Below are 21,918 nucleotides of genomic sequence, written 5' to 3'. Positions count from 1 at the left end.
CGGGTAGTCCTAGAACCGCGTCACGATATCGGCGAGCGCCGGGCGAGGGCGGTCTTCGCTCGGCCTCATTGGCGTGCCGATGTGAATGAAACCGGCGAGCCTTTCGTCCGGTTTCAATCCGAAACCGTCGAGCACGTCGCGATCGAAGGCGAACCAGCCGGTCAGCCAGTTGGCACCGTAGCCGAGCGCGGTCGCCGCCGTCACGATGTTCATGGCGCTGGCGCCCGCGGATAATTCCTGCTCCCACGCCGGCACCTTGGGATGCGGTTTGGTGAAGCTGACCACGGCGATCACCAGCGGGGCATCCATCAGCCGGCGCTTCTCGATCTCGATCTCGGCGGCCGGCGCCTGCGGGTTCTTGCGCGCGAAGACCTGCGAAATCAGCTCGCCGGCGCGGGCGCGTGCATCGCCCTCGAACACGATGAAGCGCCATGGCGTCAGCTTGCCGTGGTCCGGCACCCGCGCGCCGATGGTCAGAATGGTCTCGAGCTCCGCGGCCGAGGGGCCGGGACCGCTCATCTCGCGCGGCTTTACCGAGCGGCGGATTTTCAGCAGTTCCAGGGCGTCGGGCATCGGATTTCCAGTGCATCAAGGGTTTGCAGCAGATATCTGCATCTGCGAGGCGATAGCAAGCCGCAGCGGATTATAAGCACTCCAGGCCGGCATTGGCGGACCGGGTGCGCCGTCCGGGCCGGATCATTGATCCCGGTCAAAGAGCCCCGCAAAAATGTCCTTATCGTGCATTTTGTGGACCTTCCGGACACCTGCCCATGTTGGAATCGAAAACGATCGATCAGAATGCGACCGCAGGTCATCCCGTCAGTGCGGTCAAGCTGCCGGCGCTTCTCACCGCGCAAATCGATGCCTGGGCCCGTGCGCAAGGGATTAACCGTTCCGAGGCCATTCAGCGGTTGGTCGAATTGGGCCTGAAGTCGGAAGCAGCGGCTGACACCAAACCGGTGTCTTGCCATGGCGCCGTGGCCCTCGAAGAACTGGCTGCACGTGAGCTCGATCAATTCATCGATCCGGACACGCCCCAGGAAGAGCGCGAACGGCGCATTCACCGCCTGACGGAAGGGCCGCCGGAATTCGTCAATCTACGCATCGATTTGCCGAAACGGGGATCCTGAGGGAACGGGGCCCGTAGCGAACCGGTCAGGCCGCCATCGCTCGCGCCCGCTACGGGGTCAGGCCGGATCCCGCCTCGCCGGCATCTTCGCCGCCCGCTCCAGAAGATCCTTGCCGAGATCTTCCAGAATCTGCCGGGTCGCCAGAAACAGGCTGTGGCCCTGATCGGTTTCGATCGCCAGCGCCACTACGGTCGGCTGATTGGGATCCGGGATCAGCTGGTAGGCCCGGATCGGATAGGCCGGCAGTTGCTGTTCTTCGGTGGCCGGTCCGCGCGCCATCAGGTTTCCAGTCTCGCCCGCTTGACGTCGGGCGGGGTGGCTTCCTCGAGCAATGCCGCCAGCGCCTCGACGGTGGGCATCACGGTCTGCCCTTCGCTGCCGAGGCGGCGGATCGAGACCGAATGGCTCTCGGCTTCCTTCTTGCCGACCACCAGCAGGGCCGGGATCTTCGCCAGCGAATGCTCGCGGACCTTGTAGTTGATCTTCTCGTTGCGCAGGTCGATTTCGACGCGCAGGCCGGCACGCCGCGCCGCGGCCGCAACGATCTTGGCGTATTCGTCGCCCTCCGACGTGATGGTGGTGACGACGGCCTGGATCGGCGCCAGCCAGAGCGGGAAGTTACCGGCATAGTGCTCGATCAGGATGCCGATGAAGCGCTCCATCGAACCGCAGATCGCGCGATGCACCATGACCGGCGCCTTCTTGGCGCCGTCGGCGTCGATGTAGAACGCCCCAAAACGTTCCGGCAGGTTGAAGTCGACCTGCGTGGTGCCGCACTGCCAGTCGCGGCCGATGGCGTCGCGCAGCACATATTCGAACTTCGGCCCGTAGAACGCGCCTTCGCCGGGATTGATTTCGGTCTTGATGCGGTTGTGGCCCTGCGCCTGGATTTCCGACAGCACGGTGGCCATCACGCGCTCGGCGTGATCCCACATCTCGTCGGTGCCGACGCGCTTCTCCGGGCGGGTCGAGAGTTTGACCGTGAGTTCGCCCTCGAAGCCGAAATCCGCATAGGTCGACAGGATCAGGTCGTTGATCTTGAGGCATTCCTCGGCGAGCTGTTGTTCGGTGCAGAACACATGCGCGTCGTCCTGGGTAAAGCCGCGCACCCGCATCAGGCCGTGCATCGCGCCCGACGCCTCGTAGCGATGCACCACGCCGAATTCGGCGAGCCGCAGCGGAAGGTCGCGGTAGCTCTTCAGGCCGTGCTTGAAGATCTGCACATGGCCGGGACAGTTCATCGGCTTCAGCGCAAACCAGCGCTTGTCCTCGGCCTCGTCGCCGGCGGATTGCGCGGCGAACATGTTCTCGCGGTACCAGTCCCAATGGCCGGAGGTCTCCCACAGCGACTTGTCGAGAATCTGCGGCGCGTTGACCTCGCTGTAATCGCCGGTCAGCCGCCGGCGCATATAGGCGATCAGCGCCTGGAAGATGGTCCAGCCCTTGGCGTGCCAGAACACCACGCCGGGACCTTCTTCCTGGAAGTGAAACAGGTCGAGCTCGCGACCGAGCTTGCGGTGGTCGCGCTTCTCGGCTTCCTCGATCTGCTTGAGATAGGCGTCGAGGTCTTCCTGCTTCGCGAACGCCGTGCCGTAGATCCGCGTCAGCATCTGATTGTTGCTGTCGCCGCGCCAATAGGCGCCCGCCACCTTCATCAGCTTGAAGGCGTTGCCGATCTTGCCGGTCGAGGTCATGTGCGGGCCGCGGCACAGGTCGAACCAGTCGCCCTGGTAGTAGATCTTGATCGGCTCATTGCCGGGAATGGCGTCGACCAGCTCGACCTTGAAGGCCTCGCCCTTGTCGCGGAACACCTGCTTTGTCTTCTCGCGATCCCAGACATCCTTGGTGAAGGGTTTGTCGCGCGCGATGATCTCGCGCATCTTCTTCTCGATCGCGGCGAAGTCTTCCGGCGTGAACGGCTCGTTGCGGAAGAAGTCGTAGTAAAAACCGTTCTCGATCACCGGGCCGATGGTGACCTGGGTGCCCGGCCACAGCGCCTGCACCGCTTCGGCCAGCACGTGCGCCGCGTCATGCCGGATCAGCTCCAGCGCGCGGCCGTCATCGCGGGCGATGAATTCGATCTTCGCATCGTGGTCGATCGGGTCGCCGAGGTCGGTGACCACGCCATCCAGCGCCATCGCCACCGTGCGCTTGGCCAGCGACGGCGAGATGCCCTTGGCGATGTCGAGGCCGGTAATGCTTTTGGGGAATTCGCGCCTGGCGCCGTCGGGGAAGGTGAGGGCGATTTTCACCTCGGGTTCGACCGGCTTGAGGTTCGTGAGGCCGAACTGGAATCCGGAGGCGGGCTTGTGCTTGTCGGGCATTGATGTCTCCTGATGCTCACTCCTGCGAACGAGCGCAGGTAAGCGGAAGCAGCGGTATAGCAGGGGATTCGGGCTACGCAATCCGGCATTTCGATGGAATCCGGCGGTGCGACGGCAGTCTTGGCGGTAGCCGCGCGAACCTGATACAACCGCCTCTCCAAGGTCGCCTGATCCAATTGCCCATGCCATTGCTTTCTCTATTGGTCGCCATCCTGATCTCGATCTGCGGTCAAGCCGTGGCGGCGCCTGCGGTCAGACCTGCCGCGGTTCCCGCCGTCCGGCCGGCGGTCGCTCCAGCATCCCGACCTGCCGCCGTTCCGCCCGGGGGCGCAGCGGCTGCTGCCGTTCGACGTCCAGCAGCTCCTGCCGCCCGTCCCACGTTCAAGGCGCCTCCGGCGCCGCCGATGGTGTTCTATGTCGTCAAGGGCGCCCCCGATGCGTGCGGCCGTGGCTGCGACAGCTGGGTCGCCGCCGAGGGGCAGATCGATTCCGGCGCGGCGCTTCGCTTCCGGAAGTTCTGGGCCAAGGTGTGGGATCGCAAGCTGCCGATCTATTTTTCCTCGCCGGGCGGCAATCTCGACCAGGCGCTGGCGATGGGGGCGATGCTTCGGGAGCGGCCCGTGGTCGCCAGGGTGGCGCGGACGGTGGTCAGGGAATGCGGCTTCGAGGCGCAGAACAGCGATGTCTGCGTCAAGCTGAAGCAATCCGGCCGCGAACTGCACGGCGACCTCTGGACCCGCAACGCGATGTGCAACTCCGCATGTCCGTACCTCATCCTGGGCGCGACCACCCGCGAGATCGCGCCCGATGCGCTGCTGGCGGTGCATTCGCCGAAGGTGGTGGCGCATTTCCGCGGCGGCGTTCCGACACCGCAGATGCAGGCCGAGGCGAACGCCCGAGGCCGGGAGCGGGCCGATCGCATGCTCAAGGAATATATCGTCAAAATGGGCGCGGATCTGGGACTGCTGGTGCTGGCGCGCACGATCAAATTCGAAGACACGCGCATCCTCACCCGTGAAGAGATCGACCGCTTCGGCATCGACCGGCGCGACCTCGTGGAAACGCCGTGGACCTTCGAGAATGTCGGCCGCAGCGTGGTGCACAAGACGGCCCTTCAGAAACTTGCTTCGGACGGCTCGTTCCGGTCGTCGCAGTGGCGGTTGTTCTGTATCAACGCCGACCAGTTCGAGCTGGGTTTGCAGCGTCAGGCCGTGGCCCAGGCTTTCCTTCCCGCGGTTTCGATTTCGAATGGCGCAGCAAAACCGCTTCACTTCGCGTCTGCACGGGCCGCACTGCCGGGGTTCAATTACTGGGCCATGCGCATGACCAAGGCATCGGTTCAGTCCTTGTCCGAACAGGGGCAATTCGATCTGACCGAAACGTCGCAGGGCCCGGACGGGCGCAGGCTTGCCCGCTCGGCGAAATTCTCCAGCGACGGATTGGGGAGCGCCGTCAACACTCTGCTCGCAACATGCCCGGCGCCCAGGAGCATGGCTGCCCTGCAGACCGTCGGAGCGCGCGAGGACGCCGCCAAATAATTCGATCGCGTCCTTTCATTCCGCGCGTCCATGGCCAATGTACATTGGCATGCAGAATCCGACTGCCGAACACGTTCGGCGCTGCGTCGCGCCCTGTCGAGGGGCTGCGCGCAAGGTCGGGCCGTCAAGATCCGGATTTCCGGCAGCCTTACTTGGATGGCGGTTTGAGCACTTTTTCGCGCATGCGCGGTGGCGGGACTTTGGTCTCGACACTCAGGCTCCAGCCCTGCGCGTCGCCAAGGGCCTTGCTGACGGTTCGCTTGGTGCCGGCGACGAGCAACATGTTCGGCTGTTGTTCAACGATCTCCACACCGCCCGCACGAAGGCGGGCGGCGACCTGTTCGGAAGGCTCCGAATTCGAACCGGCACGAAACACGACGGTGCGGTCACTCATGAAGTCGTCGATTCCTTCAATTCTGGCCCTCAGGACGGCAGACCGAACCCTTCATAGTCTCGGCCAAACCCCTGCGGTTTGCATGATGCATATAGGGCATCCTTCAAGGCGCGGGAACGGTCGGCACCGTTTTTTTGTTTCAGTGCGGGATCCTTGGCCAGCAAATAGGCCGCGTACCCCGCCACCGCGGGGCAGGCCATCGATGTACCGCTCATCGAGCCATGTCCATCGTTCGGCAGTGTCGACACGATTTCGACCCCGGCTCCCGTGACGTCGATTTCACTGCCGAAATTGCTGAAAGCCGCCACGAAATCGTGGGTGGCCGGAACCCCCTTTGGGGCCGCAATGTCACTGGTGCCAACAGCGTCTTTCGGAAACGATCCGACGCGTCCCATCGCGGAAACCGCAACGCATTCGGTGAGTGCCGCAGGAAACGATACCGGCTCCCGGTAGTCATTGCCGGCCGCCACGATGACCACCGTCCCGGCGTCGAGCGCGCGGTTGATCGCCGCTCGGGTGAGGTCGTCCTTCGGGCCTCCGCCGAGACTCATATTGACGATGTGACATCCTTCGGCGACGGCGATATCGATCGCCTTGGCGATGTCGAAATTGCTAGCGCCGCCTCCGATGTCGGGAAACACGCGATAGCTTCGCAAGCTGACCCCGGGCGCGACGCCGCGGAATCCGCTTGTGGCGCCGCGCCCGCCGACGATGCCCGCGACATGGGTGCCGTGTTCTCCGTCCTTGAGGCCAGGTCGCCAGTCTGCCGCTGCGGCCGCGTTGGCGCGAACCTCATCGCTGACGCAATTGAGCCCGCCGGTCACGTTCGGCAAATCGGGATGCCCGCCGTCGACCCCACTGTCTATGATTCCGACAATGACGCCTTCTCCCGCAGTCAGCGGCAATGAACCGTAAAGCTGGGTCAGCAAAAGCGACGGATCCTGCAGGTTGATCGCTTTCAGCTTGATGTGGGAGAGCTTCGATCCCGTGGTGTCGGTTGCGTAAAGCCCCCAATGGTCGGCCTTGGGATAGACATAGACGCGTTCGAGCTTGCGGCCCGGCGAAATGTCCTTGAGGGTGGCGCGTCCATTGGCGCCAGTCGTGGCGCTGGCACCCTCTCGCGTGGCGAAATTCGTGAAGGCGACGATCTGGGCGCCCTTTATCGCCGACCCATTCGCCCCCGTCACTGTCACGTCGAAGCCGGCGGCTGCGACCGGCGCCTTCGCCGCCTTCATCTTGCCGGCCCTGGCGGTTGTCGAGCGCTTGGCCGCCGGCTTTTTCCTGGCGGGCTTCCGATGAATCCGAAAGCGCTGCCACTGGCGGTGATAAAATACTTCCGGAACGATCTTTACCCCGGGCATGCTGAGACGCAGACTGAGTTCTCCCTCCGCGGACATCTCGACGAGCTTCGGCCCATTCTCATGCAGCGCGTCCAGCACCCGCATTTGTGGAGCGGGGACCACGGCTTCCGTCCGCGCCCTCACGGCCACCATGCCGGCGCTTGGCTTGAACGTCGCGGCGGTGAGCGATGGACCCAGGAATCCTTCATTGCTCATAATGATGTAACGGCGAAGCTTCTGATTTTTGACGGGCATGACAAAAGTCTCCCTTAAGAAAGGAAATCAACCAGGAATAGAAATAGTATGCTCCAATAACCTCTGGGGCAGCAATAGCTACCGAATGGGTTTCGTAAGAACGCGCAGCGGACGCGGCCAGATAGTTCGACGCCGTCCTTTCATTCCGGACGCCCGTGGCCTACATGCATTTGCATGAAAAATCCGTCCGCTGGCGGCCACGTCCACCGCCGCTTCGCGCCCACCGCCTTGATGCTCGGCAATATCGTCACCGGCTGTTCGGTGATGGCGCCGGCGGGCATGCTGGGCGAATTGTCGGTGGGGCTCGGTGTCTCGATCCGCGACGCGGGTCTTCTGGTTACCTTCGGCGCGATCATGCTGTGTGTCGGTTCGCCGGTCGCGGCATCGCTGACCAGCCGGATCGAACGCCGCACGCTGCTGACGGCGACGCTGGCGATCCTGGCCCTCGGCAACCTCGCCTCGGCGTTCGCGCCCGACTATGCGAGCCTGCTCGCCATTCGCCTGGTGATGCTGGCGGTCGGCGCGCTCTACACGCCGCAGGCCGCGGGCACTGCCGCCCTGATCGTGCCGGCGGAGAAGCGCGGCAGCACCATCGCCTATATCTTCCTCGGATGGTCGCTGGCCGCGGCGATCGGCCTGCCGCTGATCGCCCTGGTCGCCAGCCGCTATGGCTGGCGCGCGGTGTATGGCGGCATCGGCGCGATCGGCTGCATCAGTTTCATGCTGCTGGCGTGGCGCCTGCCGCGCGGGTTGACCGGCACGCCGGTGGATCTCAAGACGTGGGCCGATGTCGGGCGTAACCGGCTGATCCTATTGCTGCTGCTGATCACGGCGCTGCAAATGTCCGGCCAGTTCGTGGTGTTCACCTTCATGGGGCCGCTGCTGACCAGGCTGACGCAGGCCGATGCGGACGGGATCGGGCTGGTGTTCCTGCTCTACGGCGTGTTCGGCTTCATCGGAATCGTGATCGCCACCCGCATCGTCGATTCCTGGGGAGCCTATAAATCCTCACTGCTGTTCGCCGCCCTGATACTGGCGGGGATATCGGGATGGGCGGTCAGCGCCGGCATCTATCCGCTGATGGCCTGCTCGGTCGCGATCTGGGGATTGGGCTTCGCCTCCACCAACTCGATGCAGCAGGTGCGGCTCGTCACCGCCGCACCGACGCTGGCCTCGGCCTCGGTGTCGCTCAATACCTCGGTGCTTTACATCGGGCAGGCCGTCGGCTCGGCGATCGGCGGCGTGCTCTATGCGGGTGGATGGCTCTACGGTTCCGGCTATGTGGCGGCGGGCTTTGTCGCGCTGGCGCTGGCGACGCTGATGCTGACCGGGCCGAAGGATGCGCCGAAGCCGCAAATGTAAAGTGCGAGTTCCACGAGGTGCTATCGTGACAAGCTCCCTCCCGCATGCTCTTGTCGCTCCGGGAATTGGGAAGGGGCTCTTGTGCGGAACCGGAAGATCGCGGCGCGTGCCGCGTTGGCATTGCTTGCGTTTGGCAGCATTACACTAGTGGCGGATCGAGCTTTCGCCAAGGAGCGCCCCACCGGCTGCAAGGTCGGCCCATTGAAGAGCGTGAGCGAACTGGACGATCGGGTCGCGGCCTGCACCCTTGCAATCGATACCAGCCGCTCGCCGGCGCAACTTGCGCTGGCGCTGTCCTATCGCGCGCAGGCCCTTCTCAATCAGAATAAATGCGACCTCGCGATCGAGGACTTGAACCGGGCCAGGGATGTCTCGCCGTCGAAAAAGAGTTCGGCCTATTACGACGTGCATCTGTGGATCTCGTATTACTGGCAGAATTGCAGAGGCGATTTCGACCGCGGCATTGCCGTGTTGAACGAGGCCGCCGCGATTCTGCCGCGCGACCCCGCCGTCTATAACCAGCGCGCCAATCTGAACCGCGACAAGGGCGATTACGCCGCGGCGCTGGCCGACATCAACCGGTCGATCGCGCTGATCAACAACGATCCCTACCGGGCATCGGCCTACAACAACCGGGCGCTGATCCTGAAGACGATGGGCGAGTACGAAAAGTCGGCGGCCGATTTCAGCGTCGCGATCAAGCTGGCGCCGAAGAATCCAAAATACTACGCCAATCGCGGCGACGCCTGGCGGCTCACCGGCAATCTGGAACGGGCGCTGCAGGATCAGGATCGCGCCATCGAGCTATATGCCGGCGGGCCCGGCGTTGCCCTTGGCCTGACGCTGCGCGGCGAGACGCTGCGCTATATGGGCAACTACGACAGCGCGCTCTCGAATTTCAACCAGGCGCTTCGTTTCGAGTCCGATTTTGCGCCCGCTTACACGGGCCTCGGCCTGACGTTCGAACGCCTGGGCGATTTCGAACGTGCCAAATCCGAATTCCGCACCGCGCTGTCGGTCAGCGAAAATTCCGGCCGCGGCGATATTTCCAAGTCAGCCCGCGAAACCGCGGAAGCGCGGCTGGCAGCCCTTAACTCCGGTGCGCCGCAGCCGAAGATCGTTCCCTTGCCCGTCAGGGCATCGTCCACGACCTCGGTGCCGACGCTTGCGGTCGCCGCCCCCGTGGTGGCGCCCGCGGTGGCAAAGGCGACCGCCGCCAAGCAGGGCCGTCGTGCCGCGCTGATCATCGGCAACTCCGCCTACAAATCGGTTGCCGTTCTCGACAATCCACGCCGCGACGCGCAAAAAATGTCGGCAGCCCTGCGCGCGGTCGGCTTTGACGACGTCACGCTGGCCGTCGACGTGTCGCGCGACAAGATGGTCGAGGCGCTGCGCACCTTCGCCGCCGCTGCCGACAGAGCGGACTGGGCGGTGGTGTATTATGCGGGGCATGGCATCGAGGTGAACGGCGTCAATTATCTGATCCCGGTGGACGCCAAACTCGCCACTGACCGCGATGTGCTGTTCGAAGCCATGCCGCTGGATCAGGTGATGGCGGCGATCGACGGGGCGAAGAAGCTGAAGCTCGTCGTGCTCGACGCCTGTCGCGACAACCCGTTTGCAAATGCCGCGGCAGCGGCGCCGCCCGCGCCGGTTGCGGTTGCGGCCACCCCATCGAACGATGGCACCCGCAGCACGAGAACGAGGTCGCTCGGCAAGGGCCTTGGCGAGCTGAAAGTGCAGGGCGCCTCGCTGGTGGTCTATGCCGCCAAGCACGGCCAGACCGCGCTCGATGGCGAGGGTGAAAATTCACCCTTCGCGGTCGCCGTGGTGCAGCGGATCGCAACCCCGGGGGTCGAGATCAACAAGCTGTTCCGCCTGGTCCGCGACGACGTGATGGAGGCCACGGCCGGGCGGCAGGAGCCGTACACCTATGGCTCGTTGCCCGGGCGCGAGGACTTTTTCTTTGTGAACAAGTGAGGGAAATGTTCGCCAATAAGCCTCAATCCCAAGGAAAATCCCAAGGAAAATCCCAAGGAATTTTGCCAAAGGATATTTTGCCAACGGCGGTTTTTCCGATACCAGTCTGGACATCGAAACTATGCGTTGCCTATGTCGTCAGGGCTAAGGGGTGAAGTGACATGAGAAAAGTATTGGCGCTGGCTTTGATCCTTGGTTCGTCCGCTGCTTTTGCGCAAGACAAACCGCCGCCGACGGTCGGCGGCAAGCCGCTGGTCCAGATCAAGCCGAAGGAGGCCGCAGCTCCGAAGGAGCCGAAGGCAAAGCCGCAATCGATTGCGGTGAGAATGCAGGCGTGTCTCGAAATCGACGATGAAACCAAAGAGCGGCTGAATTGCTACGATGCCATCTTCCCGCCCAAGCCGAAGGCAAGGGTGCCCGCCCCAAAGGCCGTCACCGATTGCCCCGCCTTCAAGGAGGAAGACGGCCGGCTGAAATGCTTCAACAGTTTCGCGGAGAAGCTTCCCAAGCCGCCGAAGTAACTCGAACCGGTAGTTTTAGTCGCCGATCCACGTCAGGATCGCCTTGAAGGCGACGCCGGGCAGTTGCAGCGCGCTGCCTTCGAAGTCGACCATGTCACCGTGCTCGGTGCCCTTCAGCGCGAGCGTGATCATGTCGGTCCCGAACAGCGGCTTGAAGCCGGGGTCGGGATTGTGCCGCAAGGTCGAGATCTTGACGTGGATTTCCTCGCCGCGGCGGATGAAATTGCCGGTGAAGGCAAAGCCGGAATTGCCGCCGCGCAGCTTGCCGCCGGTGGCGTAAACCACGCCGTTGCCTGTGCCATGAACGGTATGAAATTCAACTTTATAAAGGCCTTCACGCAATTCGTATCCCCACAAATCACACGCCAAATCACCCGTATCATGGCGGCACCCTATGGTGGTGGCTCGTGCAGGACAATCCCGCGCACCGGGAATGACGCGGCCATCAACATCACATTTTGAGCAGCAGCGGGTGGTGACGCGAGGGCGTCAGCGCCCCGCGGATGATGGCGTGCTTGCCGCCACCCGCGTCAGCGCGGGGGTTGCCGCCATCCTGACCAGCACGTCCTTGACCGGATGGTCGGTCCAGGCGCGGGTGACGTAATCGCGATGCGTCACGCCCTCGGGCGTCTCGAGGAACACCACGCTGCCGGGTCGCAGCGGCCCGTCCATATCCTCCGATATCGCGATGTCCTTTTCCTTCAGCATCGCGATCAGTTCCTTTTCGTGCCGCCTCGTGGAGCGGGTATAGGCGCTGACAAAGAAGCCGGTCCGGTTGTTGACGATCCAGGATGCAAATTTGTCCAGTTCGCCGTACACCGCGTCGAGCAGGAACACGCCGCGCACGCGATTGCCGAGGCCGCCGACCTCCAGGCTCCAGGCCGCCGGCATGAAGCCGCCACTGTAACCGACGATGATGACGGGCATGTTGGCGAAGGTCTTGGCCGAGCGGGGGTCACCGTAGAGCTTGGCGAGATGATCGGCCGACTCCGCGACAAAACGTTTGAGGCCGCCGGGCTGCCAGAACTTGCCGGCGCTGGAATCGGCGGCGTCGACCGCAAGCTGTGGCGCCAGCAACACTGCGTTGACGCCGGAGTCCGAAATCTGCTGCGGCACCAGCTGGCGGTCGCGCACGTCGCGCTCCAGCGTCGCGCCGTTGCCGTGGAAGAACACCACGATGACGCCGGGTTTTTTCGCGTCGAATTTCTCCGGCACATGCATCAGCACGCGGTTGTCGTTGTAGGTTTCGTCCTGCCAGTAGACCCGGCCGCCGTAGCTGCGATGGCCACGACGCTCGCCCTTGGAAATGTTCAGGAAAGGCTCGTCGGTGCGCGGATTGTTGCCGAGATAGGGAAAGGCCGAGGATTTCAGCCCGACCAGCATGGTCTGCTCTTCCCGGGCCGGACGCTCATAGGGCACCGTGGGCGCCAGCGACGCCACGCGATAGGGCGCGGGCTCGGCCTTTACGCTGCGTTCGCGCGGTACGGCGGGCGGTTGCCGCGACGCCAGGCTCTCGCTGGTCTCCGGGAAGCGATCCCGGAACGTCGGCGCCGGAAAGCGGTCTTCGAACGTATCCGCCGCCGAGGCATGAGTATGGGTATGGGCATTGGCCGCGAGCATGCCGGCGCTCGGCGCCTTGCCGCACTGAACCAGCACGAATGACAGCGGCACGAAGGCAAAGAGGAGGGCGATCCAGCGCCATCGCTGCGAGCCGGCGCGGTGACGCGGAGCGGGGGCCTGCAGATACTGCGACGCATCAGGCGAAATCACCTGACTTGCGCGATCATGCTGTTTCGGATCCGCCCCGACCATCCACCCACTTGCCCCAATATCCGCCTGTCTTTGGCGTATGCCAGCTCGCGTTGAGGTGACGTTAAGCTTCCGGGGAGAATTCCCCACTCCCGGAAGCCCCAGAGAACACGAAATCGTGTCGCGATTGTGGGGCGGCCATCTTCTTTGCGCAATGTCGCGGACCGCGGAAGGCGCGCGGGAGCCGCAATAGGTATTAAAATACCAAATTCGACCCTGATTTAAATCATTGTTAACACTGCTTGAATTGGCGGGAAGCAGCCTGCACGATGAAGAAATCAAAGGCGGCTGGGCCAAGGGCGTGGACCGATATGGCGGCATCAGAGACGGGAAGCGCGGCATTGCCTGGCCGGCTGCCCGCTGGCGGTTCAAGCGTTTCGGTTCTCGTGGCGACCGCCATCGTGGTGGCCGACATGGTCGGCGTCGGGGTCTTCACCAGCCTCGGCTTTCAGGTCAAGGACATCCCGTCGGGCTTTTCGATCCTGCTGCTGTGGGCGGTCGGTGGCGTCGTGGCGCTGTGCGGGGTGTTCGCCTACAGCGAGCTCGGCGCAATGTTTCCACGCTCGAGCGGTGAATACAATTTCCTGACCCGGGCCTACCATCCGGCCTTCGGATTTGTCGCGGGCTGGGTCTCGGCCACAATCGGTTTCGCGGCCCCCGTGGCGCTGGCCGCGATGGCGTTCGGCGAATACGGCAAGTCAGTGCTGCCGGACGCCCCGCCGCTGGCGCTTGCCGTCGGCGTGGTCTGGCTGGTGTCGCTGGTGCAACTCGGCGGCGTCAAACACTCCAGCACCTTCCAGCTGATCGCGACCATCCTGAAAGTCGTACTGATCATCGCGTTCCTGGTGGCGGGATTTGCCATCGGCACGCCGCAACCGGTCACGTTCACCCCCTCGGTTTCCGATTTCGCCCATATCGCCAGCGCGCCGTTCGCGATCGGCCTCGTGTTCGTGATGTATTCGTTCTCGGGCTGGAACGCCGCGACCTACATCATCGGCGAGATGCGCAACCCCGAGCAGAACCTGCCGCGCGCGATGCTGGCGGGCACGTTGATCGTGCTCGTGCTGTATGTCGCGCTGAACGCGGTATTCCTGCACACCGCGCCATCAGCCGAACTGGCAGGGCAACTCGATGTCGCCCGCATCTCCGGCACCCACATTTTCGGCGAATTCGGCGGCCGCATCGTCGGCGCCATGATCTGCATCGGACTGATATCCTCGATCAGCGCGATGATGTGGATCGGTCCGCGCGTCATGATGACCATGGGCGAGGACATTCCCTCGTTGCGGATATTCGCGCGCAAATCGACCCAGGGCGCGCCGGCCTGGGCCATCCTGTTCCAGCTCGCGATCGCCAGCCTGATGCTGTTCACCCGCAGTTTCGAGGCCGTACTCGACTTCATCCAGTTCAGCCTGCTGTTCTGCTCGTTCTTCACCGTGCTTGGCGTCATCAAGCTGCGCATCACCCGGCCCGATTTGCCGCGGCCCTACCGGGCCTGGGGATACCCGGTCACCCCTGTGGTTTTCCTGCTCGTGACCGGCTTCATGATGTACTATCTTTTGACGGAACGGCCGGTGCAGTCGGCCCTGGGTGTCTTGATCATGATTTCGGGCCTGGTGATTTACGCCGTTTTCCGCAAGCGGGCCGGTCGCGGCGCCGCGTCCCCGAACCGCGAATAGCGATGCTGCAGCCCGTGAAAATCGCGGCGCTGGCTGCCGTCATGTTCCTCGCCCCAGCGCTGCCGGTGCGCGCCGCCGATACCGTGACCGCCGATGACACCGCGCGTTTCCTCGCGGGCATGGCCCCTTCGGCCGATTCACCGCTGACGGCCTTGACCAGGGAGCCTTCGTGGCAGCGGCACGCCAAATTCTTCGATAATGCGTTCGGGCAGCTCGAGCAGCGCCAGCTTTCGAAGATCCGCAACTGGACCGAGGCCAATCTGGCGGCGCCGCGGCCGACCATGTTCTACATGTTCAGCGGTCCGGACTTCCTTTATGCGGACGCGTTCTATTCCAAGGCTTCGACCTATGTGCTGAGCGCACTCGAGCCGGTCGGCTCGGTTCCTGACCTCACGCGATTGCCGCCGGGCGGCGTCGGGGCCGCGCTCCACAGTGTCGAGCGGTCGCTCGGCTCCATCCTGAGCTTCAGCTTCTTCATCACCAAGCAGATGAAGACCGATCTGCAGGCCGGCAAGCTCTCGGGCACCTTGCCGATCCTCTATGTCTTCCTGGCGCGATCGGGAAAGACCATTCGCGACGTCAGTCCGATCGCGCTCGACGACAAGGGAGCTGCGTATTTCGCCAACGAGAACCCGGGACCGAACGCGACGCGCGGCGTCCGCATTCTATTCGCCGGCAGCGATGGCGCGGAGAAGACGCTGTATTATTTCTCGACCGATCTGTCGAACAGCGGCGTCAGGGTCACGGGCTTTCTGAAATTCTGCGCCACGCTGGCGCCTGGCAACAGCCTGCTCAAGAGCGCGTCCTATCTCCTGCATTCCGGCAACTTCACCACCGTTCGCGACTTCATCCTCGCCAACTCAGCCACCATCATTCAGGACGATTCCGGCGTGCCGCTCGCCTATTACAATCGGAAGCAATGGCGGTTTTTTCCGTTTGGCCGCTATCTCGGCCCGATCGGGGAATTCCCCGGCCGGGAGCAGCCGGCCTACGCCGAGTTGTTCAGGCGCAGCCAGCCGATCGATTTCGGCATCGGCTATCGCTGGCGCACGCATGAATCCAACCTGCTGCTGTCGGTCAAGCTGCCCTCGGACGGTTCGGGCAGCGCCGACGCCATGCCATCGGCCGAACCGCCACCGCCGCCGCCGCGCGCCAGGCGAGCGCCGCGTCCGCCGCGGGACGTCGGCGAGCCGCAGCGCGGTTTCCGATGGTTCGGGCGCTAATGCGAAGTGTCCTTAAGGCGCATTGACGCCGCGCCAGCGCCCGAACCGCCACGGCAGATACCAGCGCGCGCCCGGTGGCGCCGTCGCCGGCACGTTATCGATCCCAGACGTGCCCCAGGGCTGGCAGCGCAGCAGCCGCGCCAGCGTCATCCAGCCGCCGGCCCACAGCCCGAAACGCCCGATCGCCTCGTCGCCATATACCGAGCAGGTCGGCAGATGGCGGCAGTTGTAGCCGACCAGCGGCGACAGCGTATGCCGGTAGATCCAGATCAGTGCCCGGCCGAACTGGCGTGGCAGGCGTTGCAGGGTTCCCGCACAGGCCGAACAATCCACTGAATGCTTCATGGGCGATTGGCTCATCGATGAGCTGTTGTTTGCACGGTTCCTTTGCAGGGAACCGGGCCCGGAAAGCTACGGATATGCAATTGAGTCACACCGGGCAAAATACCGCACCTATTCCGTGGCGACGCAGCAAATGTTAATAGACGCTTTTGTGACGCGCGGTTAACTTTTTCACAACGCCAGTGTGACGGAATCATTGGCGTTGAAGTGGGGCCGTTACCGCCGTCCGACAGTGGGCATTGGGGGAAGGAACCAAATTGAGGCTCGTGAGGTCGCTCCGAACAGGCGGCTGGGCGCTCGTCTGCGCCGCCGCGCTTTGCGTCGCATTGCCTGCCATCATGGCCGGGAATGGCGGACGGGCACATGCCGGCGTCAGCCTCGAAGAACGCAAGCAGCCGATGAAGTTCAGCTGGGTCGCCTGCGAGCCGAATTGCCGCGGCTGGGTCAGCGCGGTCGGCATCGTCACCGCGGACAGCCCGAAGGCTTTCGACGAATTCGCACGCGGCCGCCAGCTCGCCGGCGCCACCATCGTGCTCGATTCCAGCGGCGGCTCGGTCAATGATTCCATCGCGCTCGGACGGCGCTGGCGCGCGCTCGGGGCGCTGACGACCGTCGGCACCAGCGTCCGGATCCGGACCGGGCAGGGCGATCGCGGCAGCGTCGTGCCGGAAGCCTATTGCGAGTCGATGTGCGTGTTCCTGCTGCTGTCCGGCAAGACACGTTACGTGCCAGACAGCGCCCATGTCAGAGTGCACCAGATCTGGATGGGCGACCGCGCCGACGACGCCAGGGCCGCCAGCTACACCGCGCAGGACCTGATGATCGTGGAGCGCGATATCGGCCGTCTCGCCAAGTACACCTTCGATATGGGCGGAACCGGCGATCTGCTGTCGCTGGCGCTGAGCGTGCCGCCGTGGGATGAACTGCACGAATTGTCCCGGGACGAATTGCGGCTGACCAATCTGGTCACGACCGACGCGGTTGCCGAGGTGCTGCTTCCGGACACGCGCGCAACGCCGGTGGCCGAGGTGACGGTCAAGCCGGTGCAGGATCGTTTTGCGAGCGAAACCGTCAGCGCCGAAAAGCCGCAGACGCTGGCTGCGCCGTCCAAGTCGACCAAGACGGCGGAAGCGACCGTGCCGACCGGCGGGGTAGCAGTGGCGGCTCCGGCGCAGTAGCGGCGGGGCATCATCCGCCGCGGGGACCCCGGCGAGTCCGACGGCAAGCTCCAGCGAGTATGATCCAGCACGCCGCAGCACTTTCGGTCGGCTGCGAATTCGCGGATTAAGTATATCCCGTTCGCGGAGCCCGTCCGGTCGTGGACTCCGGCCCGGGAACACGGTTAAGCTGTAGATGGTTGCCCCCTCTACTGGCTGTGAAAACCATGGAAGCATTCGACGAAGAACAGCAGGCATTCAACGGGAGCCCGCTCGACGACGAGAATCTCCTGAGCGGCCAGTTCTGGGGCGAACTGCGCGTCTTTCTCGCGGTCGCCAAGACCAAGTCGTTCAACCGCGCCGCCGAACTCACCAACACCAGCCAGCCGAGGGTGAGCCGTCAGGTCAAGCGGCTGCAGGACGTGGTCGGCTCGCAGCTTTTCATTTCGACGGCGCGCGGGATCACACTCACCCGGAGCGGCGAGGCTCTCGCGCAGGCGCTGTGTCGGCTGGATCACACGCTCTATTCGATCACCCGCGACCTGAAGGCAGAGACGAGCGAGGCGGAAGGCACCGTGAGCGTCAGCATCACGGACGGGTTGAACGCGCTATTTGCCGCGCCGGCTCTCGGGCAATTTTCCGCGCAGTATCCAAAAATCCAACTGCATCTGAAGAACCCGATCAACATCATGAGCCTGCGGGAAAACCAGACTGACATGATGATCGGCATCAGCCCGGCTGAGTCTTCCGACATCCGGTTTCGAAGGCTCGGGCAGCTTCATTTCATTCCGGTTGTCTCAAAGGATTACATCAGGAAGCATGGCCTGCCGACGCGCAACAACCTGGAACAGCATCTCTTCCTGCAATCGGAATATTATCTCGCCAGAACCGGGCTGTGGGACGGTTGGCAGCAGGCCGTGGCGCGCGGACGCATCGTGCATTACTGCGACAATTCCTTCGCCTACGGCATGCTGGTCAAGGCGGGGCAGGGAATAGGGATGCTTGGCAGCTACACGCTCGTGGAGCCGTGCTTTGTACCGCTGGAAATCGACTTGAGGATTTCGGTTCCTCTTTACCTGATCGCGCTAACCGACCGCTTGAACACCCGGCCGGTTCGTCTCGTATTCGACTGGCTGAGCGAGGTCTTGGGCAGCAACAATCCGTGGTTCGGTGACGAGTTCAGATTGAACAATCCGCCGAGCGCGTACGACGCGGGATTCAGGAAAATGTTCAATCTTGAAGGGAATGATGGGACAGATACGTCTCGTTGATCCGTTCTGAAATTTGCAGGTAGGTCTTGGCGGCGTCGTGGAACAGTTCGGCCAGGTCCAGGCTCACGGACGCATCCTCGTCGAACAGGAGCTTTTCAAACATCGCCTGGTGGATCGCGACCACCTGCTTCATGTAGGTTCGGGAGAATTCCACGGTCTTGCTCGTGTTTTCGTGGGTTTGTGGTTGCGGACGATATTCTCAAGCCGATACTCGAGCTGATTATGCGACCGCTTCGTATTCGGACGGCGCATCCCAGAAGCCCTCGGTTCGGAACAGAATGGCAGCGTCCGTGCTTGCGGAGATTGCATTGAGCGGCGGGGTGAGTTCCCTGACGAGTTCGATGTACGGCTCCGGGTGACCGTCGAAGTAGACCGGCGCCTTGCCTTCGGCCTTCTTGAATCCGAGGATGATTCGCCACAGCCGCGCATATTTTGGCTGCGCGTGGGTGATGACCTTGTCGTACCCCTTGCGCGCGACGTGGTCGAACACGAAATCCGCAAACGCTTTCAGGACATGGGTGTTGCGATAGGCCTCGCGAAAGGCCGTGCGCTCAAGCTTGGCAAAGTCCTTGAACCATCGAATGCGCAGGGTACCGACGGGTTCGTCACCGGCATAGACGATCATGTGGGTCGCCTGGTAGTCGTTGCCGTCGAATTCGTGCCGCGCTGGGACGCCGTGCTCCTCCATGAAGCAGATGCTGCGGATGGCGTAGGCGTGCATCAGCTGCTGGTATGTCGTCACGACCTCCGCGCGAATCTGATTGTGGCCGGAGGCGATGGTCCGCACGTTATTCTGCATAATTCAGACTCCTTACTACTAGACGTAGTACCAACTAGAGCGCTCCGGCCGGCATTGTGGAAGAGAGCAAAACGTGCCGCCGTTCTACGCCACCGTTGAACTGGCCGGGCAGCGCTGGCCCGGAGGCTGCTGCGAATCCAGCAGCGGGACCGCAGGATCGTCCTGAAATCCGGGACGAAATGCACGCGGCCAGGGAATTGCCCGGACCACAGGCCTCATTGTCCTATCTACAAAACAGCAGAACGAACTCGGAGATAACATATCTAGAATTGCATTACGTGAGTCATCTCCCGAAGGTAGCAACATTCAGAAATGAAGAAAAAAGGGCGGCGGCCGAATTCCGCGGACATCCAGATCGGAGAATCCATACGCGCTCATCGACTGATCGTAGGCATGTCGCAAGGCGACCTCGGCCGCCGGCTCGGTGTCTCGTTCCAGCAGATCCAGAAATATGAGAAAGGCATGAACCGGGTCGGGGCCGGGCGGCTTCCCCAGATCGCCAAGATATTCGATATCCCGGTCGGCGCCCTGTTCGACGCCAATGCCGTCACGTCCCCCGGTGGGAGCACGCGTACCGCTCCGGTCAAGCTCATCCCTGACCGCAACACACTCAAACTGTTGACCGCGTTCGGGGGCATCGCGCATGGCAAGATCCGCCACTCCCTCGTCGACCTGGTCGATGCGATCGCAAAGGCGACGCCGAAGACGCCCAGATAGGGGAACGACGCCATGACCGGCGACTGGTTCTCGCCGGCCTGTCAGCTCAGGCCGACGCCGGCTGTTTCGCCCTGGCCTCGATCTGGCCGATGGCGTCGACCACGGCATCGAAGGTCAGCATGGTCGAGGCGTGCCGCGCCTTGTAGTCGCGCACCGGCTCGAGCAGGGCGATATCGGCCCACTTGCCTTGCGGGGGGCCGCCGTTTTCCTTCAGCATCCTGCGCACGGTCTCGCGCAGTTCGCGCAGTTCGCCCGCGGTAGAGCCGACCACGTGCTGCGCCATGATCGAGGATGAGGCCTGGCCAAGCGCACAGGCCTTCACGTCATGGGCAAAGTCGGTGACGACAGGCCCGTCCATTTTGAGGTCGATCTTGACGGTGGAGCCGCACAGCTTGGAATGGGCCGTGGCGCTGGCGTCGGGGTCGGGAAGGCGGCCGATACGGGGAATATTGCCCGCGAGTTCGATGATCCGCTTGTTGTAGATGTCGTTCAGCATAGATCGAGGCCTCGGCTTCCCGCGCGGCGACCGTCCTTGACCGCTCCTGAGCGCCCTTGGCGACAGCACGCTGGGGTCCTATATATGGTCACGGACGGCGGAAATACAGTCCGGCCGATGCATCCCCGGTGTCCGAAATGGAAGCCTGTTCAGCGGCGGTGGTGTTAATATAGTGGGATTCAGGCGCCCGGCGGCCAACCGCCCCGTCTGCCCGGTGACACTCCGGTCTTGATGACCGGTCGAACGGAGTTGACATGGACGCTTTGATCAAATCCCTCCGCCCCGGCAAGCCTTCTGATATCAAGCCTTCCGACGTCAAGAGCCCCGAAGTGCGTCCTGCCGAACTCGATCCCGCCGAATTTCTCGCCGCCGCCGTCCGCGCCGACCAGCCGCGTCCGTCGCGCGCCGAAGCCGAGGCGGCGGTGAAAACCCTGCTGGGCTATATCGGCGAAAACACCGGCCGCGAGGGCCTGATCGATACCCCGCGCCGGGTGGTCGAAGCCTATGACGAGCTCTATCAGGGCTATCACCAGTGCCCGGCGGAGGTGCTCGACCGCACCTTCGGCGAGACCGCGGGCTATGACGACTTCGTGCTGATCCGCGACATCGAATTCACCTCGCAATGCGAGCACCACATGATGCCGTTCTACGGCAGGGCACATATCGCCTATACCCCGGTCGAGCGGGTGGTGGGGCTGTCGAAGCTGGCGCGCCTGACCGATATCTTCGCGCGCCGCCTGCAGACCCAGGAGCATCTGACCGCCCAGATCGCGGCTGCGATCGATGAAGTTTTGAAGCCGCGCGGCGTTGCAGTGGTGATCGAGGCGGAGCATACCTGCATGTCGGTGCGGGGCGTCGCCAAGCATGGCGCGATGACGTTCACCAGCCGCTTTACCGGCATGTTCCGCGATAATCCGGCGGAGCAGGCGCGTTTCATGTCCATGGTGCGAGGGCCGCAGCGCTGACCCTCGCCTGATCATCGCGAGGACGGCCCGTGTCCACATCCGCAGACAGCAACGACATCGAGGAAGGGCTGAAGTTTCAGCCCAAATTCGACGCGTCAGGCCTCGTCACCTGCGTCGCCACCGACGCCGGCAGCGGCGAGGTGCTGATGGTCGCGCACATGAACGACGAGGCCCTGCGCAGGACCATCGCCAGCGGCGAAGCCTGGTACTTCAGCCGCTCGCGCCAGTCGCTGTGGCGAAAGGGTGAAAGCTCCGGTCACACCCAGCGCGTGGTCGAGATGCGCCTGGACTGCGACCAGGACGCGATCTGGATCCGGGTCGAGCAGACAGGTGCGGCCTGCCACACCGGCCGTCGCTCGTGCTTCTACCGCGCCGTTACACCAGGCGATGGCGGAGCGCGATTGTCGTTCGTGGATGCGGACAAGCTGTTCGATCCCGCCAAAGTCTATCGGTAGGACCGCCCCCGATGAGCCAGTTCGACGACATCGACCGAAAACTGCTGACCTCGCTGCAGGAGAACGACCGCCTGCCGCTTGCCGAACTCGGCAAGGCGATCGGGGTCGCGACCTCGACGCTGAACGACCGGCTGAAGCGGCTGATGCGGCAGGGCGTCATC

24 protein-coding genes are annotated in these 21,918 nt (G+C 63.4%); 13 read left to right on the top strand and 11 right to left on the bottom strand.

Going from position 1 to position 21,918, the window contains the following annotated elements:
• Positions 1-9: 9 nt before the first annotated feature.
• Positions 10-573 carry a nitroreductase gene (locus Q7U29_RS10780; protein WP_304741192.1) on the bottom strand — a complete coding sequence of 188 codons (564 nt, stop codon included), beginning with the start codon at positions 571-573 and terminating at the stop codon, positions 10-12.
• A 197-nt stretch (positions 574-770) separates the two neighbouring features.
• Between Q7U29_RS10780 and Q7U29_RS10775 the strand changes: the two genes are divergently transcribed.
• Positions 771-1,130, top strand: a complete 360-nt coding sequence (locus Q7U29_RS10775; protein ID WP_304741191.1) for a hypothetical protein — start codon at positions 771-773, stop codon at positions 1,128-1,130.
• Positions 1,131-1,187: 57 nt separating this feature from the next.
• Here the strand turns inward: Q7U29_RS10775 and Q7U29_RS10770 are convergent, their stop codons facing one another.
• Positions 1,188-1,409: a hypothetical protein gene (locus Q7U29_RS10770; protein ID WP_304741189.1), complete on the bottom strand. Its 222-nt coding sequence runs from the start codon at positions 1,407-1,409 to the stop codon at positions 1,188-1,190.
• On the bottom strand, positions 1,409-3,454 hold the full coding sequence (gene thrS, locus Q7U29_RS10765; RefSeq protein ID WP_304741187.1) for a threonine--tRNA ligase: 2,046 nt from the start codon (positions 3,452-3,454) through the stop codon (positions 1,409-1,411). The genes Q7U29_RS10770 and thrS overlap by 1 nt, the downstream gene beginning before the upstream one ends.
• Positions 3,455-3,858: 404 nt before the next feature.
• Here thrS and Q7U29_RS10760 point away from each other — a divergent pair, with 404 nt between their 5' ends.
• The gene (locus Q7U29_RS10760) at positions 3,859-4,992 is read left to right on the top strand and encodes a hypothetical protein (RefSeq protein WP_304741185.1); all 1,134 of its coding nucleotides are present in this window, start codon (positions 3,859-3,861) and stop codon (positions 4,990-4,992) included.
• A gap of 148 nt (positions 4,993-5,140) precedes the next feature.
• Here the strand turns inward: Q7U29_RS10760 and Q7U29_RS10755 are convergent, their stop codons facing one another.
• Together Q7U29_RS10755 and Q7U29_RS10750 are read right to left on the bottom strand one after the other, a co-directional pair.
• On the bottom strand, positions 5,141-5,386 hold the full coding sequence (locus tag Q7U29_RS10755) for a hypothetical protein (protein WP_304741184.1): 246 nt from the start codon (positions 5,384-5,386) through the stop codon (positions 5,141-5,143).
• Positions 5,387-5,415: 29 nt separating this feature from the next.
• Positions 5,416-6,981 carry a S8 family serine peptidase gene (locus tag Q7U29_RS10750; RefSeq protein WP_304741182.1) on the bottom strand — a complete coding sequence of 522 codons (1,566 nt, stop codon included), beginning with the start codon at positions 6,979-6,981 and terminating at the stop codon, positions 5,416-5,418.
• 174 nt (positions 6,982-7,155) lie between these two features.
• Here Q7U29_RS10750 and Q7U29_RS10745 point away from each other — a divergent pair, with 174 nt between their 5' ends.
• The 3 genes from Q7U29_RS10745 to Q7U29_RS10735 all read left to right on the top strand — a co-directional run bounded on the left by Q7U29_RS10745 (position 7,156) and on the right by Q7U29_RS10735 (position 10,844).
• Positions 7,156-8,343, top strand: coding sequence for an MFS transporter (locus Q7U29_RS10745; RefSeq protein WP_304741180.1), 1,188 nt, complete (start codon positions 7,156-7,158; stop codon positions 8,341-8,343).
• Between the two features lie 147 nt (positions 8,344-8,490).
• Positions 8,491-10,323 carry a caspase family protein gene (locus Q7U29_RS10740; protein ID WP_304741178.1) on the top strand — a complete coding sequence of 611 codons (1,833 nt, stop codon included), beginning with the start codon at positions 8,491-8,493 and terminating at the stop codon, positions 10,321-10,323.
• A 161-nt stretch (positions 10,324-10,484) separates the two neighbouring features.
• Positions 10,485-10,844 (top strand): hypothetical protein, encoded by a 360-nt coding sequence (locus Q7U29_RS10735; RefSeq protein WP_304741176.1) that lies wholly within the window; start codon positions 10,485-10,487, stop codon positions 10,842-10,844.
• A 15-nt stretch (positions 10,845-10,859) separates the two neighbouring features.
• Here Q7U29_RS10735 and Q7U29_RS10730 read toward each other — a convergent pair whose 3' ends face one another.
• Positions 10,860-11,129, bottom strand: coding sequence for a hypothetical protein (locus Q7U29_RS10730; RefSeq protein ID WP_304741174.1), 270 nt, complete (start codon positions 11,127-11,129; stop codon positions 10,860-10,862).
• Positions 11,130-11,333: 204 nt separating this feature from the next.
• The gene (locus Q7U29_RS10725) at positions 11,334-12,656 is read right to left on the bottom strand and encodes an alpha/beta hydrolase (RefSeq protein ID WP_370691731.1); all 1,323 of its coding nucleotides are present in this window, start codon (positions 12,654-12,656) and stop codon (positions 11,334-11,336) included.
• Between the two features lie 308 nt (positions 12,657-12,964).
• Between Q7U29_RS10725 and Q7U29_RS10720 the strand changes: the two genes are divergently transcribed.
• Both Q7U29_RS10720 and Q7U29_RS10715 read left to right on the top strand, forming a co-directional pair.
• Complete coding sequence (locus Q7U29_RS10720; RefSeq protein ID WP_304741208.1) at positions 12,965-14,332, top strand: APC family permease; 1,368 nt, start codon at positions 12,965-12,967, stop codon at positions 14,330-14,332.
• Positions 14,333-14,334: 2 nt separating this feature from the next.
• Positions 14,335-15,555, top strand: a complete 1,221-nt coding sequence (locus Q7U29_RS10715; RefSeq protein ID WP_304741171.1) for a hypothetical protein — start codon at positions 14,335-14,337, stop codon at positions 15,553-15,555.
• Between the two features lie 12 nt (positions 15,556-15,567).
• Here Q7U29_RS10715 and yidD read toward each other — a convergent pair whose 3' ends face one another.
• Positions 15,568-15,900, bottom strand: coding sequence for a membrane protein insertion efficiency factor YidD (gene yidD / locus Q7U29_RS10710; protein ID WP_304741170.1), 333 nt, complete (start codon positions 15,898-15,900; stop codon positions 15,568-15,570).
• 254 nt (positions 15,901-16,154) lie between these two features.
• On the opposite strand from yidD, the gene Q7U29_RS10705 reads away from it, so the two are divergent.
• Both Q7U29_RS10705 and Q7U29_RS10700 read left to right on the top strand, forming a co-directional pair.
• Positions 16,155-17,075 (top strand): hypothetical protein, encoded by a 921-nt coding sequence (locus Q7U29_RS10705; protein WP_304741168.1) that lies wholly within the window; start codon positions 16,155-16,157, stop codon positions 17,073-17,075.
• Between the two features lie 206 nt (positions 17,076-17,281).
• Positions 17,282-18,325 carry a LysR family transcriptional regulator gene (locus tag Q7U29_RS10700; RefSeq protein ID WP_304741166.1) on the top strand — a complete coding sequence of 348 codons (1,044 nt, stop codon included), beginning with the start codon at positions 17,282-17,284 and terminating at the stop codon, positions 18,323-18,325.
• Here Q7U29_RS10700 and Q7U29_RS10695 read toward each other — a convergent pair.
• Both Q7U29_RS10695 and Q7U29_RS10690 read right to left on the bottom strand, forming a co-directional pair.
• Positions 18,285-18,458, bottom strand: coding sequence for a hypothetical protein (locus Q7U29_RS10695; protein ID WP_304741164.1), 174 nt, complete (start codon positions 18,456-18,458; stop codon positions 18,285-18,287). The genes Q7U29_RS10700 and Q7U29_RS10695 overlap by 41 nt on opposite strands.
• Before the next feature lie 87 nt (positions 18,459-18,545).
• Positions 18,546-19,124, bottom strand: a complete 579-nt coding sequence (locus tag Q7U29_RS10690) for a GNAT family N-acetyltransferase (RefSeq protein WP_304741162.1) — start codon at positions 19,122-19,124, stop codon at positions 18,546-18,548.
• Positions 19,125-19,436: 312 nt separating this feature from the next.
• Between Q7U29_RS10690 and Q7U29_RS10685 the strand changes: the two genes are divergently transcribed.
• A complete protein-coding gene (locus Q7U29_RS10685) occupies positions 19,437-19,841 on the top strand; it encodes a helix-turn-helix domain-containing protein (RefSeq protein WP_304741160.1) in 405 nt (134 codons plus the stop codon).
• Between the two features lie 46 nt (positions 19,842-19,887).
• Here Q7U29_RS10685 and Q7U29_RS10680 read toward each other — a convergent pair whose 3' ends face one another.
• The gene (locus tag Q7U29_RS10680) at positions 19,888-20,337 is read right to left on the bottom strand and encodes an iron-sulfur cluster assembly scaffold protein (protein ID WP_304741158.1); all 450 of its coding nucleotides are present in this window, start codon (positions 20,335-20,337) and stop codon (positions 19,888-19,890) included.
• 254 nt (positions 20,338-20,591) lie between these two features.
• On the opposite strand from Q7U29_RS10680, the gene folE reads away from it, so the two are divergent.
• From folE to Q7U29_RS10665, 3 genes are all read left to right on the top strand, one after another.
• The gene (gene folE, locus Q7U29_RS10675) at positions 20,592-21,302 is read left to right on the top strand and encodes a GTP cyclohydrolase I FolE (protein WP_304741156.1); all 711 of its coding nucleotides are present in this window, start codon (positions 20,592-20,594) and stop codon (positions 21,300-21,302) included.
• A gap of 29 nt (positions 21,303-21,331) precedes the next feature.
• On the top strand, positions 21,332-21,757 hold the full coding sequence (hisI, locus tag Q7U29_RS10670) for a phosphoribosyl-AMP cyclohydrolase (RefSeq protein WP_304741154.1): 426 nt from the start codon (positions 21,332-21,334) through the stop codon (positions 21,755-21,757).
• 11 nt (positions 21,758-21,768) lie between these two features.
• Positions 21,769-21,918, top strand: a 150-nt coding sequence (locus Q7U29_RS10665) for an Lrp/AsnC family transcriptional regulator (protein WP_304741206.1), incomplete at its 3' end; no start/stop codon positions are given.

It is taken from the genome of Bradyrhizobium sp. (assembly GCF_030654605.1).
Taxonomy (GTDB): Bacteria; Pseudomonadota; Alphaproteobacteria; order Rhizobiales; family Xanthobacteraceae; genus Bradyrhizobium.
Note: the sequence above shows the minus strand (reverse complement) of the source record. Positions and strands in the feature narration are given on the sequence as shown.

Bases quoted from the DNA above. Each gene is read 5' to 3' on its own strand.
- Q7U29_RS10755 (WP_304741184.1), bottom strand. From the start codon at position 5,386: ATGAGTGACCGCACCGTCGTGTTTCGTGCCGGTTCGAATTCGGAGCCT.
- Q7U29_RS10680 (WP_304741158.1), bottom strand. From the start codon at position 20,337: ATGCTGAACGACATCTACAACAAGCGGATCATCGAACTCGCGGGCAAT.
- Q7U29_RS10720 (WP_304741208.1), top strand. From the start codon at position 12,965: ATGGCGGCATCAGAGACGGGAAGCGCGGCATTGCCTGGCCGGCTGCCC.
- Q7U29_RS10775 (WP_304741191.1), top strand. From the start codon at position 771: ATGTTGGAATCGAAAACGATCGATCAGAATGCGACCGCAGGTCATCCC.
- Q7U29_RS10735 (WP_304741176.1), top strand. From the start codon at position 10,485: ATGAGAAAAGTATTGGCGCTGGCTTTGATCCTTGGTTCGTCCGCTGCT.
- Q7U29_RS10700 (WP_304741166.1), top strand. From the start codon at position 17,282: ATGGAAGCATTCGACGAAGAACAGCAGGCATTCAACGGGAGCCCGCTC.
- Q7U29_RS10715 (WP_304741171.1), top strand. From the start codon at position 14,335: ATGCTGCAGCCCGTGAAAATCGCGGCGCTGGCTGCCGTCATGTTCCTC.
- Q7U29_RS10725 (WP_370691731.1), bottom strand. From the start codon at position 12,656: ATGGTCGGGGCGGATCCGAAACAGCATGATCGCGCAAGTCAGGTGATT.
- Q7U29_RS10770 (WP_304741189.1), bottom strand. From the start codon at position 1,409: ATGGCGCGCGGACCGGCCACCGAAGAACAGCAACTGCCGGCCTATCCG.
- thrS (WP_304741187.1), bottom strand. From the start codon at position 3,454: ATGCCCGACAAGCACAAGCCCGCCTCCGGATTCCAGTTCGGCCTCACG.
- Q7U29_RS10690 (WP_304741162.1), bottom strand. From the start codon at position 19,124: ATGCAGAATAACGTGCGGACCATCGCCTCCGGCCACAATCAGATTCGC.
- folE (WP_304741156.1), top strand. From the start codon at position 20,592: ATGGACGCTTTGATCAAATCCCTCCGCCCCGGCAAGCCTTCTGATATC.
- Q7U29_RS10695 (WP_304741164.1), bottom strand. From the start codon at position 18,458: ATGAAGCAGGTGGTCGCGATCCACCAGGCGATGTTTGAAAAGCTCCTG.
- Q7U29_RS10760 (WP_304741185.1), top strand. From the start codon at position 3,859: ATGGTGTTCTATGTCGTCAAGGGCGCCCCCGATGCGTGCGGCCGTGGC.
- Q7U29_RS10685 (WP_304741160.1), top strand. From the start codon at position 19,437: ATGAAGAAAAAAGGGCGGCGGCCGAATTCCGCGGACATCCAGATCGGA.
- Q7U29_RS10750 (WP_304741182.1), bottom strand. From the start codon at position 6,981: ATGCCCGTCAAAAATCAGAAGCTTCGCCGTTACATCATTATGAGCAAT.
- Q7U29_RS10745 (WP_304741180.1), top strand. From the start codon at position 7,156: ATGAAAAATCCGTCCGCTGGCGGCCACGTCCACCGCCGCTTCGCGCCC.
- yidD (WP_304741170.1), bottom strand. From the start codon at position 15,900: ATGAAGCATTCAGTGGATTGTTCGGCCTGTGCGGGAACCCTGCAACGC.
- Q7U29_RS10780 (WP_304741192.1), bottom strand. From the start codon at position 573: ATGCCCGACGCCCTGGAACTGCTGAAAATCCGCCGCTCGGTAAAGCCG.